Source organism: Paraburkholderia sp. BL21I4N1, assembly GCF_002973525.1.
Lineage (GTDB): Bacteria > Pseudomonadota > Gammaproteobacteria > Burkholderiales > Burkholderiaceae > Paraburkholderia.
This window is the reverse complement of the sequence record NZ_PVEN01000018.1, coordinates 99,584-113,739: the sequence shown is the minus strand read 5'-3', so window position 1 is coordinate 113,739 and position 14,156 is coordinate 99,584. Positions and strand designations below refer to the sequence as shown.

The window sequence follows — 14,156 nt, the reverse complement described above, 5'->3', positions numbered from 1 at the left end:
TCAACGACTATTGGAAACCATCATGAGATCCGCTTCCTTCGCTTTGCTTTTCTCCGTTGCAGTCGCGGCCCCGGCTTTCGCGAGCGGCTACGGTCCGGCAACCTCGTATCGTCCCGAAGTCGCGACGTACACGCAGCCGAGCGGCGTAAGCCGCGCTCAAGTCAACGCCGAGGTGGTGCAAGCGCGCGCCGACGGCGAACTGAATCAGAACCCGTATGCGCCGGTTTCCGCCGACAGCGTCCGCGCCACGCCGGACAACGGCCCGAAAACGCGCGCTCAGGTGAAGGCCGAGCTGGCCGAAGCGCGCGCCAGCGGTGAACTGAATCTCAACCCGAACGCGCCCGCTTATCAGCAGCAAATTGCGCTGGGTGGCTATACGCCGCCGCGCGCGCAAGCGACGAGCTCGGTGGTCGAAGCATCGCGCCGTACGGTGAGCACGCAGAACTAAACGTTTGCGCTGTTCGTGACGCTGCGGTGACAACCGTGCCGTCTGCGGCTTGTCTGTGCAGCGGCGCGCAGCAGTCGCCGCACAGGCTGTCGCGAGAGCACGCGAAGAAGCGAGCGCCGGCCGCTTCGACGGCGTACACTGATTCGTCTGGCCGCTACGTTTGACCCGCTGAAGACCGAATGCAAATGCCCGCCGTCGTTTCCGACGGCGGGCATTTGCGTCTGTGCGGCGTCGTACAATTTGCGTAGCGGTTGCAGAAACGGCAGGTACGTTCGACAGCGAGCGGTGTGCGGCACTCGATAGCCGCATCCTGTCTTCATCACTATCGGGTGAACGAGGCAGCGCGCGATGATTCAATCGCGTCAAGGGACATGGACCAAATCGAATGTGTAGTGATCGGCGCGGGCGTGGTCGGTCTGGCCGTGGCGCGCGCGCTGGCCGCGCGCGGGCGTGAAGTGATCGTGCTGGAGGCCGCCGAAGCGATCGGCGTGGGCACCAGCTCACGCAACAGCGAAGTGATTCACGCGGGCATCTACTATCCACGCGGCTCGCAGAAGGCGGCGCTCTGCGTGCGCGGCCGCGAGATGCTTTACGACTTCTGCGCCGAGCACAACGTACCGCATTCGCGCTGCGGCAAACTGCTGGTCGCCACTTCGCGCAACCAGATTCCCCAGCTCGAAAGCATCATGGCCAAAGGGCGCGAGAACGGCGTGCTCGACCTGCTGCGGATCGACGGCGATCAGGCGCAGGCGCTCGAACCGGCGCTCGAATGTGTCGAGGCGGTGTTCTCGCCGCAGACGGGTATCGTCGATAGTCATCAGTTCATGCTGGCGATTCAGGGCGATGCCGAACGCGACGGCGCCGTGTGCGCGTTTCACGCGCCGGTCGAAGCGATCGAAGCGAGCAACGGCCGCTTCATCATCAAGGTCGGCGGCAGCGCGCCGACCACGATTAGCGCCGCGTGCGTGATCAACAGCGCGGGGCTGCAGGCGAATGCGTTAGCGCGGCAGATTCGTGGACTCGACGCGCGTCACGTGCCGCCGCTTTATCTGGCGCGCGGCAACTACTTCAGCATGTCGGGCCGCGCGCCATTCAGCCGTCTGATCTATCCGATGCCGAACGAAGCTGGCCTCGGCGTGCATCTGACAATCGATCTCGGCGGCCAGGCGCGTTTCGGTCCCGACGTCGAGTGGGTCGATGCGATCAACTACGACGTCGATCCTCATCGCGCGGACTCGTTTTATGCGGCGATTCGCGCGTATTGGCCCGCGCTGCCCGACGACGCGCTGCAACCCGCTTATGCAGGGATTCGTCCGAAGCTTTCCGGGCCGGGCGAGCCGGCGGCGGACTTTCTGATTCAAGGTCCGGCCGCGCATGGTGTGCGTGGGCTCGTCAATCTGTTCGGGATCGAGTCGCCGGGATTGACGGCGTCGCTGGCGATCGCGCAGCGGGTTTGCGAATTGAGTGGGCGCGCGTAGATCGAGCGAGATTCGCCACTCACTCTCTCGCTTAAATACGCCGCAAAGCGACCCCACGCGATTCTCTTTGCGAGTCATTCTCATCGCGCGCCATCGCGGCTCAAGCGCTCGCGCGACATTCTGGCGCAGGGGCGTACCGATTCGGTTATCTCTATCATTTGGGCCGTCACGCGCGACGGCTTCGTTGCTATCCTTGGGGACCGCTGTCACTAGAACGGCGATCAGTTCTATATAAATGGAGTGAGTCCCCCATGAAATCTTCCCGTCGTACGTTTTTGATCACCAGCATTGGTGTGGCGTCCACGTTCGCGCTGTCGCGCTCGGCTTTTGCCGATGCACCGAAAGTGGCCGAAACCGACCCGACCGCACAAGCACTCGGCTACAAGGCCGACGCCAGCAAAGTCGACAAAGCCAAGTTCGCGAAGTACGCAGCGGGCCAGGATTGCGGCAACTGCAGTTTCTATCAAGCCAAGCCGACCGACGCCTACGGTGGCTGCCCGATGTTCGCGGGCAAGCAGGTCGCCAGCAAGGGTTGGTGCAGTGCATATAACAAGAAGGCCTGATTACGTTTGAACCGCGCACACATTCAGTGATGCGCGAAATGCGCCGCAACATCGCGGCGCGAGATCGAGCTTCGATCATTGAGGCGTCTGCCGCTCCATGCGACAGACGCCTTTTTGCTATTCGCCGTTATCCGTTGTTATCCGCTCTGCCGCGCGCATTGCTGCTTGAAAACAGCGGGTGCGCTCTTTACACTCCAAGGCGATTCTTGCGACTGACGTTGCTCTTCTACGTTCGCGCTCGCGCACTTCACGCGAACCCGGCGTACCACGGGACCCATTTCGCCGGCTGGAGATTCGCATGGCACCCGCGTCAAAGAGCCTCAATACGCGCGCCGTCGTCGCGGCGGTGATCGGTAACGCGCTCGAATGGTACGACTTCACCGTCTTCGGTTTTCTGTCCGTGGTGATCGCGCAGTTGTTCTTTCCGGCGGGCAGCGACTACACCTCATTGCTGCTGACTACCGCGACTTTCGGCGTCGCGTTTGTGATGCGGCCGATCGGCGCCATCGTGCTCGGACTCTACGCGGATCGCGCGGGACGCAAGGCGGCGTTGTCGCTCGTCATCGCGCTGATGACGCTCGGCATGCTGCTGCTGGCGATTGCGCCGCCGTATTCGGCGATCGGCATCGGCGCACCGTTGATGATTGTGCTCGGGCGTCTGCTGCAGGGTTTTTCCGTGGGCGGTGAGTTCGGCAGTTCGACCGCGCTGCTGATCGAAGCGGCGCCGTTCTCGAAGCGCGGCTTCTACGGTAGCTGGCAGATGGCGAGTCAGGCCGCGGCGCTGCTGCTCGGTGCGCTGGTGGGCGCGGCGATCTCGCGCGGTTTATCGCCCGATGCGTTGAAGTCCTGGGGCTGGCGTGTGCCGTTCGTGATGGGCTTGATCATCGGCCCGATCGGTTTTTATATTCGCCGGCATCTGGCCGACTCCGAGGCTTTTCTCCACGCACAAAAAACCGCACGACGCGCGACCCTCGGCGAAGTCTTCAAGAGCCATAGCCGCGACGTGCTGTGCGGACTCGGTTCGGTGATCGCGCTCACGGTGACGGTCTACGTGCTGATCAGTTATCTGCCGACCTTCGCGGTGAAGCAACTCAAGCTGCCTTACGCGCAATCCTTCTACGCGGCGATCGTCGGCAATCTGCTGTTGATGGTGCTCTCGCCCGTGGCCGGCGCATGGTCGGACCGGATCGGGCGCAAGGGTTTGTCGTTGTGGTCGCTGGGCATCACGCTCGCAATCATTTATCCGCTGTTCGCGTGGCTTGCGGCGGAGCCGAGCGTGTCGAAACTGATTCTCGTGCAGGCGCTTCTGTCGACCACGCTGTCGGGCTATTACGGGCCGTTCGGCGCGTTGATCGCCGAACTGTTTCCGGCGAACGTGCGCTCGATCGGTCTATCGCTCGCGTATAACGTCGCGGTGATGGTGTTCGGCGGTTTCGGGCCACTTCTCGTGACGTGGCTGATCGATACGACCGGCTCGCCGCTCGCGCCGACTTACTACGTGATGAGCGGATTGGTGTTGTCGATCGTCGCGGTGGCGTGCATTCCCGGCAAGCGTCACGCGGACCTCGACGCGCGGCGAAAACCGGCGTGACGTGCGGTGCGATTCGAATCAGGCGTTCACGCTTGATTCGAATCGCCAACTCCCTAACTCCGAGCCTGCATCAACGGTGGCCGCTTGTCGAACCATGGCCGCGCCGTTTCGAGTTGCGCGGCGAGACGCAGCAGCGTCGCTTCGCCGCCTTCGCGCGCGGCGAATTGCACGCCGACCGGCAAGCCCCGCGCATTCCAGTACAACGGCACCGACATCGCCGGTTGGCCCGTCAGATTGAACAGCTCCGTGCAGCCCGCCCACGCGAACGCCTTGTTCGACGCCTCGGTCAGCAGCTTTTTCATGAGCGCCTCGATCGGCAACGCACTGACCGCGCGCATCTGGATCCGCTCGGCCGAGGTGGGATGCATTTCGCCGATCTTGATTGGCGGCGCGGCCAGCGTGGCGCACAACACCACGTCGTAGCGGTTCAACAGATCGGTGAGGCGTGCGGTGATACGGCGTTGTTCGTCAAGCGCGGAGGGCAAGCCACGCTCGCCGAGCTTGCGGCCCATGTGCGCCATGGCCCACGTCGAAATTTCGAATTCGCCGCGGGAGGGTTTGCGGCCCGTAATACGATCGGCATTCAGCACCAATTCTTCCGCTGTCACGGACCACAGCATGAGAAACGCGTGACGAACCGTCGCGAAGTCGATGCCGAGCGAAACCGGTTCAATCTTGTGACCGAGTGACATGGCGAGCTGCGCGGCGTCGTCGAGCGCGGCGCGCGAGTCGGCGGAAAGCGAGGGCGCCAGCATCGGCTCGGTGACGTACGCGATATTCAGCGGCTTGCATGGCTCGCGGCTCGCGGCGAGAAAGGTGCCGGGCGCGCCGAGCGGCCGCTGCGCATTCCCTGCCAGCAGATCGAGCAGCAACGCGCTATCGCGCACGCTGCGCGAGACCGCATGGTCGACGCCGAGATCGCCGGCGCCCGGCGGCGCGACGCGCGGCACGCGAGCCCTCGAAGGTTTGAGGCCGAAGAGTCCGCAGCACGAGGCGGGAATCCGGATCGAGCCGCCGCCGTCCGACGCATGCGCAAGCGGCACGATGCCCGCGGCAACCGCCGCGGCTGCGCCGCCGCTCGATCCGCCCGGCGTGTGGTCGAGATTCCACGGATTGCGGCACGCGCCGAACAGTTCGGGCTCCGTATAAGGCATCTGGCCGAGTTCGGAGGTACTGGTCTTGGCGAAAATGTTGAGGCCGGCCGCTTTTGAGAGCGTGACGACCGGCGCGTCTTCAGTCGGAATGAAGTGGCGATAGTGACGGCTGCCCATCGCCATCCGTAATCCGGCCACCGGCGCGCCCAGGTCTTTGATCAGGTACGGCACACCGGCCAACGCTGCTTGCGCGCTTGTGCTATCTGCCGGGTCCGCGCCGTTGGCTCGGCTCGCGTCATTGCGTGAGGCACGGTGACGGGCGGCGTCGTAGTCTTTCAGCACGATGGCGTTGATCGCGGGATTGACCGCCTCGGTGCGCGAGATCGCGATGTCGAGCAACTCGCGGGCGCTCGCCTGACGGGTTCTCACGAGTTCGGCGAGGCCGATGGCGTCATGGGCGAGATAGTCTGATAGCACGACGGGGAGATCCTCGCTTTCAAAGGTTGAGGCGGTTGGTTTTTCATGTACTCGATCAGCCCGGTTCTGACTGGCGATTGCGCCGCTCGGGTCCAGATGAATCGCCGCACATGAAAAAAGACGGCGAGTCGCGGACGCGCCGTCTTTCAGGAGAGTAACCGAGTTATTGGCGAATCAAGCGCCATTCAAGCGCCATTCAAGCGCCAATTCAGCGCCATTCGTAACTCAAGCGCACATCACAGCCGTTCGCCAAGAAACGTCAGCGTGCGCCCATGCGCGAGCGCCGACGCGCGCTGGTTATACGACGCGCGCTCCGAGCAGTTGAAGCCGTGATCGGCATTCGGATAAATGTGAAACTCGGTGTCCGCGCGACCGGCGAAACGCTCCTGGATCTGACCGACGGCCGACAACGGAATATGCGCGTCGAGTTCGCCGTAATGGAACTGCATCGGCACCTTGATCTTCGCGGCTTCGTCGAGCTGATTCTGGATGCCGCCGCCGTAATAAGCGACCGCGCCGTCGAGCGTACCTTGCGCCGCCGCCAGATAAGCCAGCCGGCCGCCGAAGCAGTAACCGATCGCTGCAAGCTTGCCGGTCACTTCGGGCATCGCACGCAAGGCGGCGGCGGCTGCGCCGATGTCGGACACGGCTTCGTCCACGTTGAGCTTCTGCATCAGTTCGACGCCCTTCGCGCGATCGGCGCCTTCGTACGTCAATTCGACGCGCGGCTGCACTCGCCAGAACACGTCGGGCGCGAGCGCGACGTAGCCGTCCTGCGCGTACTGATCCGCCACCGAGCGGATATGTCCGTTCACACCGAAGATTTCCTGAATGATGATGACGGCGGGTCCCTTGCCGCCCTGGGGCAGCGCCAGGTATCCGCCGAAACTGTCGTTGCCGGCGGGAATGTCGATCCATCGGGACGTGATGCTCATGGTGCTCTCCATAGCCCCGCGCGTTGTCGCACGAGGTCGGTCTGAATGAATGCCGGAGGCCGGAATGCCTGAAGCGGGCGGTCAGTTTGCCAAAAAAAGAAAGGCGCTGCAGCGAGCCCCACGCGCGCCGACAAGGCGCGCGCGGCATGAATCTCGTAAGACGATTGAAACGTTCTCGATTATTCATTTTCCGGCGGCGCGCCCTCTCTATACAGTCGACGCTATCGGCTCGCGGTTGCCGCGAGCGCATGACCCAAAGGAACCGATCATGAGTGAAGTCCGTTTTGTGACACCGTTTGCCGAACGTTTCGCGTTGCGCGTGCCGGTCGTGCAGGCGCCGATGGCCGGCGGCGCGACCACCCCCGCGCTGGTCGCCGCCGTGTCGAATGCAGGCGGCCTCGGGTTTCTGGCGGGCGCGGCGCTGCAGCCGGAGAAGATCGCCAGCGAAGTCGCGGCGATTCGCGCGCTGACGGATCGACCGTTCGGCGTGAATCTGTTCGTGCTCGATCCGGCCACGCCGGACGACGCCACCGTGCGGCGCGCGCTCGAAGCCATCGACCCGCTGCGCGCCGAATTCGACCTGCCGCCCGGCCACGCGCTTGAACGCTATGCGCCGGATTTCCGCGCGCAACTGGAGATGCTGATCGAATTGCGCGTGCCGGTGGCGAGTTTCACCTTCGGGCTGCTGCCGGCGCACGACGTCGCGCGTCTGCATGACGCCGGTCTATATGTCATCGGCACGGCGACGCATACCGCCGAAGGCGTCGCCTGGCGCGACGTGGGCGCCGATGCGATCGCCGCGCAGGGCGCGGAGGCGGGCGCGCATCGCGGCACCTTCATCGGCGCGTTCGAAGACGCGTTGGTCGGCACCTTGGCGCTCGTGCCGCAACTGGTCGACGCAACCGGGCTGCCGGTGCTTGCGGCGGGCGGCATCATGGACGGTCGCGGCATCGTCGCCGCGCTCGCGCTCGGTGCGCAAGCGGCGGCCATGGGCACCGCGTTTCTCACCTGCCGCGAGAGCGCGATTCCGCAGGTCTGGAAAACCCGCGTACGCGAGATGTCGGATACGTCGACCACGGTAACGCGCGCCATCACCGGTCGACATGCGCGCGGCATACGCAATCCGTTGATGCAGCGGTTGACCGAAACCGCGCAAAAGGTCGCGCCGTATCCGGTGCAAAACGCATTGACGCAGGAGTTGCGGCAGAGCGCGGGACGTGCGCAGAACGCCGATTATCTGTCGCTCTGGTCGGGGCAGGGCGCACCGCTCGGCCGTGCGCGCCCGGAGGGAATCGGCGCCGCCGAACTGATGGCCCAACTTGAACAGGAATGGCATGCGGCGACGTCGCGGATCGCCGCGCAGCAACGCTGATTCGGCATACCCGAGGCGCGCCCGCAATGCTTGGCGGCGCGCCTTCTTTTTAAGCACAAAGCCTATTTGAACCATTAACGGTTTAAGTCGCGAAAAGCTTTAGGCCGCGCTGTTAGACGAAAGACCGGCATAGCGGAAACCCGCATGGGCTGGTGCTTTCCAGCGAGTCTCCCGAGACGGAATCAGCGCCTGTTGGATAAACGCTATTAGTGTTGATCCCACTTCCTCAAAAAAGTCCCACAATTTAATTTGATGGCCTACACTTGCGCGCAAGTACGGTTTGCCGCCTGCCACAAACAGGCCGGCGAGCGTGCTGGCCAAGTGCATGAACGATGCAACCGGCGTGGTCGTCCACGGGACTGAGCGACACGTGTAGGGGAAGCGGGGGCACAGGGCGATTACGTTGTTTTTGGGACCGAAACTGGAGACTTACATGAACATCAAGATTCAAAAGCTGTTGCCGATCAGCGCTGCGGCGATGCTGTTCGCAACGTTGGCAACTTCCGCGGCAGCTGACCAGGTCGTCAAGATCGGCCACGTTGCACCGCTGACCGGCGGTATCGCTCACCTGGGTAAAGACAACGAAAACGGCGCGCGCCTGGCAGTTGAAGAAATCAACGCCAAGGGCCTCACGATCGGTGGCCAGAAAATCACGTTGCAACTCGACGCACAAGACGACGCAGCCGACCCGCGTACTGCTACGCAAGTCGCGCAGAAGCTGGTCGACGATAAGGTCGTCGCAGTGGTCGGTCACCTGAACTCGGGTACGTCGATTCCGGCTTCGAAGATCTATAGCGATGCAGGCATCGTGCAGATCTCGCCGTCGGCAACGAACCCGGCTTACACGCAACAAGGTTTCAAGACGACGTACCGCGTTGTCGCGACCGATGCGCAGCAAGGTCCGGCACTGGCTAACTACGCAGCCAAGGGCCTGAAAGTGAAGAGCGTCGCGATCGTCGACGACTCGACCGCTTACGGCCAGGGTCTCGCCAACGAATTCGAAAAGACCGCCAAGTCGCTGGGCCTGAACGTGATGTCGCATGACGCGACGAACGACAAGGCTGTCGACTTCCGCGCGATTCTGACGAAGATCAAGGGCGAAAACCCGGACGCGATCATGTACGGCGGTATGGACGCAACCGGCGGCCCGTTCGCGAAGCAAGCCAAGCAGCTCGGCCTGCGTGCGAAGGTGCTGGCTGGCGACGGCGTGTGTACCGACAAGCTGGCTGACCTGGCGGGTGACGCAACCGACAACATCGTCTGCTCGGAAGCCGGTATGGCGCTCGAGAAGATGGCTGGCGGCGCTGCATTCCTCGCCAAGTATCAAAAGCGTTTCGGTCAGCCGATCCAGATCTACGCACCGTTCACGTATGACGCTGTGTACATCATCGTCGACGCTATGAAGCGTGCTAACTCGACCGATCCGGCGAAGATCCTGGCAGCGATGCCGGCAACGGACTACAAGGGTGTGATCGGCGAAACCACGTTCGACTCGAAGGGTGACCTTCAACACGGCGTGATCTCGCTGTACAACTACAAGGCAGGCAAGAAGACGCTGCTTGACGTAGTGAAGATGTAAATTCGCGCGACCGAAGAAGGCTTTGCGCCTGTCTTCGATCCGCTGATTAAAAGGCACGCGCGCCGCGAGGTTCGCGTGCCTTTTCTTTTGAGGGAGAGCGCCGTGACGACCGTGCCCCGTTCATTCGACGACGACTGGCGCCGCTGGATCGCCGAGAATTTGATGCTCGACGCCCAGCCGGACGCATTGCATGGCGCGCTGCGCGAACATGGTTTCGACCCGGCGGAGTCTGCGCGGGAAATCGCTGCGGTACTCGCGAGTCCTTATTTTCAGGGGGCCGCGCGTTTGCGCAATCGTTTGCGTAAGCGTGACTGGATTTTGTCGGTATATAGCACGCTCAATCGCATGCGTGCGGCGAGTGGAGAAATCGAGCGGCGCGAGCGCTTGCCGCGCGAGGTGTTCTTCGAGCAGTACTACTGTCAGAACCGGCCGGTAATCATCACCGGCGCGTTCGATTTCTGGCCCGCGCGCACGCAATGGCGGTTCGATTACTTTCGCGAGCGTTGCGGCGAATGCGAAGTGGAAGTGCAGTTCGGCCGCGAGTCGGATGCGAATTACGAAATCAATCAGCCGAAGCTCAAGCGCATGATGCGGTTTGCCGATTATGTCGATCTGGTCGAGCGCAGCGGCTCGACCAACGATTTCTACATGACCGCCAATAACACCTCGCATAATCGCGCGGCGCTCGCGGCCTTGTGGTCCGACGTGCCGGTGATCGACGAGTATCTCGATCCCGCGTCGGCCGATACCGGATTCTTCTGGATGGGACCGGCGGGGACGCGCACGCCGTTTCACCATGACCTCACCAATAACTTCATGGCGCAGGTGATCGGGCGTAAGCGAATCAGGTTGGCGCCGTTGTCCGATACGCCGCATATGGCGAACCATCTGCATTGTTATTCGCAAGTGGATGGCGCCGCGATCGACTACGAGCGTTTCCCGTCGATGCAAAACACGCAGTTGCTCGAATGCACGCTCGCGCCTGGTGAGTTGCTGTTTTTGCCGATCGGCTGGTGGCATTACGTCGAGGCACTCGACGCGTCGGTGACGATGACGTTCACTCATTTTCTGCGTAGTAACGATTTTTCCCGTCATTACGATACGTATCACGAGTTGTGATGCGATGAAGCGCTCGCGCTCGCGCTGTCGATGGCGCTTGATAGGTGCTTTAGCTGCGTGACGTGACCGCTTGCGTTGGTACGCGCCGATAAAAAAACGGCGAACCGGTTGCCCGGTTCGCCGCCCCCCTTCGACGCTGTTTCTTCGCGTCGTTATTTGCTGCCGTTGTTCGTCTTCGTCACTTTTTGGTGCCGAGGCCGCTGAGGCCGCCGAGCAAACCGCCGCCCGTGGCGCCGCCGGCCGGAGTGGCCGCGCCGGTTAAGGTGCCGGTGACGGTGCTCAGCAGACCGGTGACCGGCGCGAGCGGGTTGCTGCTGCCACTACTGCTACCGCCACTGCCGCTACCACCGCCCGAGCCTGCCGCCGAACCGAGCGCGCCAGTCAGCGACGACACCGCCGACGTCACCGGCGCGAGCAGATTGCCGCCGCCGGTCGCGCCGCTCAGCGCGCTGGTTACCGAACTCACCACGCCGGTTAGCGGCGCAAGCGGACTACCGCTGCCTGCCGCGCCACTCAACGCGCCGGTTACCGAACTCACCACGCCGGTCAACGGTGCAAGCGGACTGCCTGTCCCACCGGGGCTGCCGGTCAACGTGCTGATCACGTTGGTCAGCGGCGCGAGCGGGCCGCTACCGCTGCCGCCCGTCAGGCCGCCGCTCAGTGTGCCGGGCAACGCGGTGAGGATGCTGGTCAATGGCGCGAGCGGCGTGCCGCTCAGCGGATTGCCCGAGCCGCCGCTGCCGGGATTCAGAATGCCGGTGAGGCCGCCCAGCGGATTACCGCTGCCGGTGCCGCCGGCGGTCAACAGGCCTCCCGCCGACGTGACCGTGTCGCCGAGTTTCGTCACGACATTGCCGAGGTTCTGGCCGATCGGATTGCTGGTCGCACTGCTGATCTGGCCGCCGGCACTGTCGAGGCCGTGACCGATGGTCGACAGCAGGCCGTTCAGCGGCGCTCCGAGACCGGTCGTATCGCCGACGGTCTGAGTGGTCTGCGCGAGTGTGCTGGTGATCGGCGTGATCGTCGTGCTGAGGGTCTGCGTGACCTGCTGGATTGGGCCGCTCGTCAGTTGCGCACCGAGTTGCGTGCCGAGGCCGCTGACCGCGTTGCCGACCGTCGAGACCGTGCTGCCGAGCGGTGTGGTCAGTGGGCTAAGCGGCGCGGTGGGGCCGCTGCCGAGACTCGTCACGAGCTGGCCGGCGCTGTTGACGGCCTGGCCGGTGTCGACGACGAGATTGCCGCTGCTCGCAAGCGTGGTGCCGAGCGGATCGGTCGAATTGCCGAGCTGGCCGAGACCGTTCGCCGCGCCCGTGCCGACCGCAGTGACGCCGTTGCCAAGATTCGACACGACGCTGCCGAGCGCGGTGGTGGTCGCCGGATTCGCGCCGGGAATCGGCGTGAGGCCGATCTGGCTGCCGACCGCCGCCACGGTCTGGCCGGTGGCGGTGATTACGTTGCCGGTGTTTTGGACGACCACGCCGATCGGGTTGGCGCTGGTGGGGGTGGGCGTCGGGGTGGGTGTCGGCGTCGGGGTAGGTGTCGGCGTTGGGGTGGGTGTCGGTGTCGGTGTCGGTGTCGGCGTCGGTGTCGGTGTCGGTGTCGGTGTCGGTGTCGGCGTCGGAGTGGGTGTCGGCGTCGGCGTCGGGGTGGGCGTCGGTGTCGGGGTAGGCGTTGGGGTAGGTGTCGGCGTCGGTGTCGGCGTTGGCGTCGGTGTCGGTGTCGGAGTAGGTGTTGGCGTGCCACCACCCGATCCGCCTCCAGCTCCACCGCCAGTTCCAGCACCTGCACCAGCGCCTCCGCCAGCCGCGCCTGCGCCGCCGGTCATCCCCGCTCCGGTCAAGGTGCTGCCGCATCCTGTGAGGATGATCATCGACGACACGCACATTGCGATCGCCGAGAGTTTGAAATTGCGATTCATGGTCTGCTCCCCCGTAGTTTGGATACTGCTGGGGGAACTAACTGCAAGGCCTATGCCATTTTTATTTCGGCGGCCAGTGAGTCAAATAAATCTATATAAATCAAAGGTATAGGAGGGCGTCGTAAGGATGCACGGCGGACCAATGCCCGCGATGTGTCGCGGAACACCTCAGGCCGTCGGCCATGCGTAACGTAACGTCAGGAGGCGCGCTTTCGCATGCCTGCCCGGTCGTACGCGCCGATGTCTTCGCGGCGCATCTGCGCCTCAGATCTTCAGGCGCCGCAGCACCTTCGGCCCCGCGACCGCGATCAATGCGGAACACACGGCCACCACCGACAAGCCGATCGGCAAACTGGTCGCCTGCGTCACCGCGCCGATAATCACCGGCCCGAGCATGAGCCCGAAATACGCTAGCCCGGCGACGTGCGCGAGCCCTTCCGCCGCGTGGATGCCCTTGACGCTCGCCGCCGCCGCGAACAGCACCGGCATCATGTTCGCGAGGCCGAGTCCCATCAGCGTGAAGCCGATCAACGCGGCTACCGAATTCGGCAGCAGGAGCGCGCCGACCATGCCGGCGCAGGCGAGCGCCGCACTTGCCATCACCAGTTGCGGCGCGCCGAAACGGGCGCGGACCACGTCGCCGGCAAAACGCGCGGCCGCCATGCCGCCGGAAAACGCCGCATAGGCCGCGCTGGCGAGCGCGGGCGTGGCCAGTACGACGTCGCGCATATAGACGGTCGCCCAGTCGTACATGGCGCCCTCGGCGATCAAGGCGACCAGCGCCATCGCACCGAGCGCCCACAGCGCCGGCGAGCGCCAGCGGTTGGCGCGCGGCGTGGCGGCATCCGGGTGATCCTCGTGCGGCACGTGAGGCAGAACCGACGGGCAGGCGGCGACTAGTACCAGCGCGCTGACCGCCGCGGCGAGCGCGAGATGTAGCGCGGGCGCCATGCCGCGCGCCAACAGGGCGCCGCCGACGGCCGCGCCGACCATCCCGCCAACACTGAACATGCCGTGCAGCGACGACATGATCGGCTTGCCGAGCGCTTTCTCGACGGCGCTGGCTTCGGCGTTCATCGCGACGTCGAGCGTGGCCATCCCCGCGCCGAAAATCGCCAGCACGACCAGCAGCATCCAGTAGGCCGGCACCACCAGAATCAGCGCCGCACAGACCGCCATCACCAGCCCACCGGTCAGGCACGCGCGCCGCGTGCCGACTCGCGCGATCCACGAAGCATTGGCCGCCATCGCGCCGATCGAGCCGCCCGCCACGGCCAGCAGCGCAAACGACAACAGCGCCGCGTTCAGATGGAAGCGGTCGCGCACGGTCGGCACATGCACCCCCCACGACGCGTACATCATGCCGGCGATGAAGAACACCGCCATCGTGGCGAAGCGCGCGCGTTGGCGGGCGCTGTCGGTGAGCTCACGGTGAGCGGCGGGGAGGGCGGCAAATTCGGCGGAACGGTCGGACACGGAAATCTCTTGGAGGGGCACGCGGAAGAAAGCGCGTTGAAAGGGAATTTTCGATTCTAACGAAGCGGGCTGTCTTATGCTTGGAACCAGAAGATTGGACACTGAC

The 14,156-nt window shown here is 64.1% G+C and carries 10 protein-coding genes and 1 pseudogene; 7 read left to right on the top strand and 4 right to left on the bottom strand.

Going from position 1 to position 14,156, the window contains the following annotated elements; all coding sequences use genetic code 11:
• Window positions 1-22 precede the first annotated feature (22 nt).
• The 4 genes from B0G83_RS39285 to B0G83_RS31775 all read left to right on the top strand — a co-directional run bounded on the left by B0G83_RS39285 (window position 23) and on the right by B0G83_RS31775 (window position 4,080).
• Window positions 23-448, top strand: coding sequence for a DUF4148 domain-containing protein (locus B0G83_RS39285; protein ID WP_258168404.1), 426 nt, complete (start codon window positions 23-25; stop codon window positions 446-448).
• Window positions 449-819: 371 nt separating this feature from the next.
• Window positions 820-1,926, top strand: coding sequence for an NAD(P)/FAD-dependent oxidoreductase (locus tag B0G83_RS31785; protein ID WP_105511299.1), 1,107 nt, complete (start codon window positions 820-822; stop codon window positions 1,924-1,926).
• A 251-nt stretch (window positions 1,927-2,177) separates the two neighbouring features.
• Window positions 2,178-2,489 (top strand): high-potential iron-sulfur protein, encoded by a 312-nt coding sequence (locus tag B0G83_RS31780; protein WP_105511298.1) that lies wholly within the window; start codon window positions 2,178-2,180, stop codon window positions 2,487-2,489.
• A 298-nt stretch (window positions 2,490-2,787) separates the two neighbouring features.
• Window positions 2,788-4,080, top strand: coding sequence for an MFS transporter (locus tag B0G83_RS31775; RefSeq protein WP_105511297.1), 1,293 nt, complete (start codon window positions 2,788-2,790; stop codon window positions 4,078-4,080).
• 53 nt (window positions 4,081-4,133) lie between these two features.
• On the opposite strand, the gene B0G83_RS31770 is transcribed toward B0G83_RS31775, so the two are convergent.
• Window positions 4,134-5,651, bottom strand: a complete 1,518-nt coding sequence (locus tag B0G83_RS31770) for an amidase (RefSeq protein WP_105511296.1) — start codon at window positions 5,649-5,651, stop codon at window positions 4,134-4,136.
• A gap of 236 nt (window positions 5,652-5,887) precedes the next feature.
• A complete protein-coding gene (locus B0G83_RS31765; protein ID WP_105511339.1) occupies window positions 5,888-6,586 on the bottom strand; it encodes a dienelactone hydrolase family protein in 699 nt (232 codons plus the stop codon).
• A gap of 268 nt (window positions 6,587-6,854) precedes the next feature.
• On the opposite strand from B0G83_RS31765, the gene B0G83_RS31760 reads away from it, so the two are divergent.
• From B0G83_RS31760 to B0G83_RS31750, 3 genes are all read left to right on the top strand, one after another.
• Window positions 6,855-7,958 carry a nitronate monooxygenase family protein gene (locus B0G83_RS31760; RefSeq protein ID WP_105511295.1) on the top strand — a complete coding sequence of 368 codons (1,104 nt, stop codon included), beginning with the start codon at window positions 6,855-6,857 and terminating at the stop codon, window positions 7,956-7,958.
• Between the two features lie 433 nt (window positions 7,959-8,391).
• On the top strand, window positions 8,392-9,537 hold the full coding sequence (locus tag B0G83_RS31755; protein WP_105511294.1) for a branched-chain amino acid ABC transporter substrate-binding protein: 1,146 nt from the start codon (window positions 8,392-8,394) through the stop codon (window positions 9,535-9,537).
• A gap of 102 nt (window positions 9,538-9,639) precedes the next feature.
• The gene (locus B0G83_RS31750) at window positions 9,640-10,656 is read left to right on the top strand and encodes a cupin-like domain-containing protein (RefSeq protein ID WP_258168403.1); all 1,017 of its coding nucleotides are present in this window, start codon (window positions 9,640-9,642) and stop codon (window positions 10,654-10,656) included.
• Window positions 10,657-10,882: 226 nt separating this feature from the next.
• Here B0G83_RS31750 and B0G83_RS31745 read toward each other — a convergent pair.
• A pseudogene (locus tag B0G83_RS31745) lies at window positions 10,883-12,574 on the bottom strand (collagen-like triple helix repeat-containing protein); the annotation flags it as partial.
• Between the two features lie 264 nt (window positions 12,575-12,838).
• Window positions 12,839-14,050, bottom strand: coding sequence for an MFS transporter (locus tag B0G83_RS31740; RefSeq protein ID WP_105511337.1), 1,212 nt, complete (start codon window positions 14,048-14,050; stop codon window positions 12,839-12,841).
• Between the last annotated feature and the right edge of the window lie 106 nt (window positions 14,051-14,156).

What these genes read in the sequence shown, in the direction of transcription:
- B0G83_RS39285 (WP_258168404.1), top strand. Translation starts at nt 23, where the DNA reads ATGAGATCCGCTTCCTTCGCTTTGCTTTTCTCCGTTGCAGTCGCGGCC.
- B0G83_RS31785 (WP_105511299.1), top strand. Translation starts at nt 820, where the DNA reads ATGGACCAAATCGAATGTGTAGTGATCGGCGCGGGCGTGGTCGGTCTG.
- B0G83_RS31780 (WP_105511298.1), top strand. Translation starts at nt 2,178, where the DNA reads ATGAAATCTTCCCGTCGTACGTTTTTGATCACCAGCATTGGTGTGGCG.
- B0G83_RS31775 (WP_105511297.1), top strand. Translation starts at nt 2,788, where the DNA reads ATGGCACCCGCGTCAAAGAGCCTCAATACGCGCGCCGTCGTCGCGGCG.
- B0G83_RS31765 (WP_105511339.1), bottom strand. Translation starts at nt 6,586, where the DNA reads ATGAGCATCACGTCCCGATGGATCGACATTCCCGCCGGCAACGACAGT.
- B0G83_RS31760 (WP_105511295.1), top strand. Translation starts at nt 6,855, where the DNA reads ATGAGTGAAGTCCGTTTTGTGACACCGTTTGCCGAACGTTTCGCGTTG.
- B0G83_RS31755 (WP_105511294.1), top strand. Translation starts at nt 8,392, where the DNA reads ATGAACATCAAGATTCAAAAGCTGTTGCCGATCAGCGCTGCGGCGATG.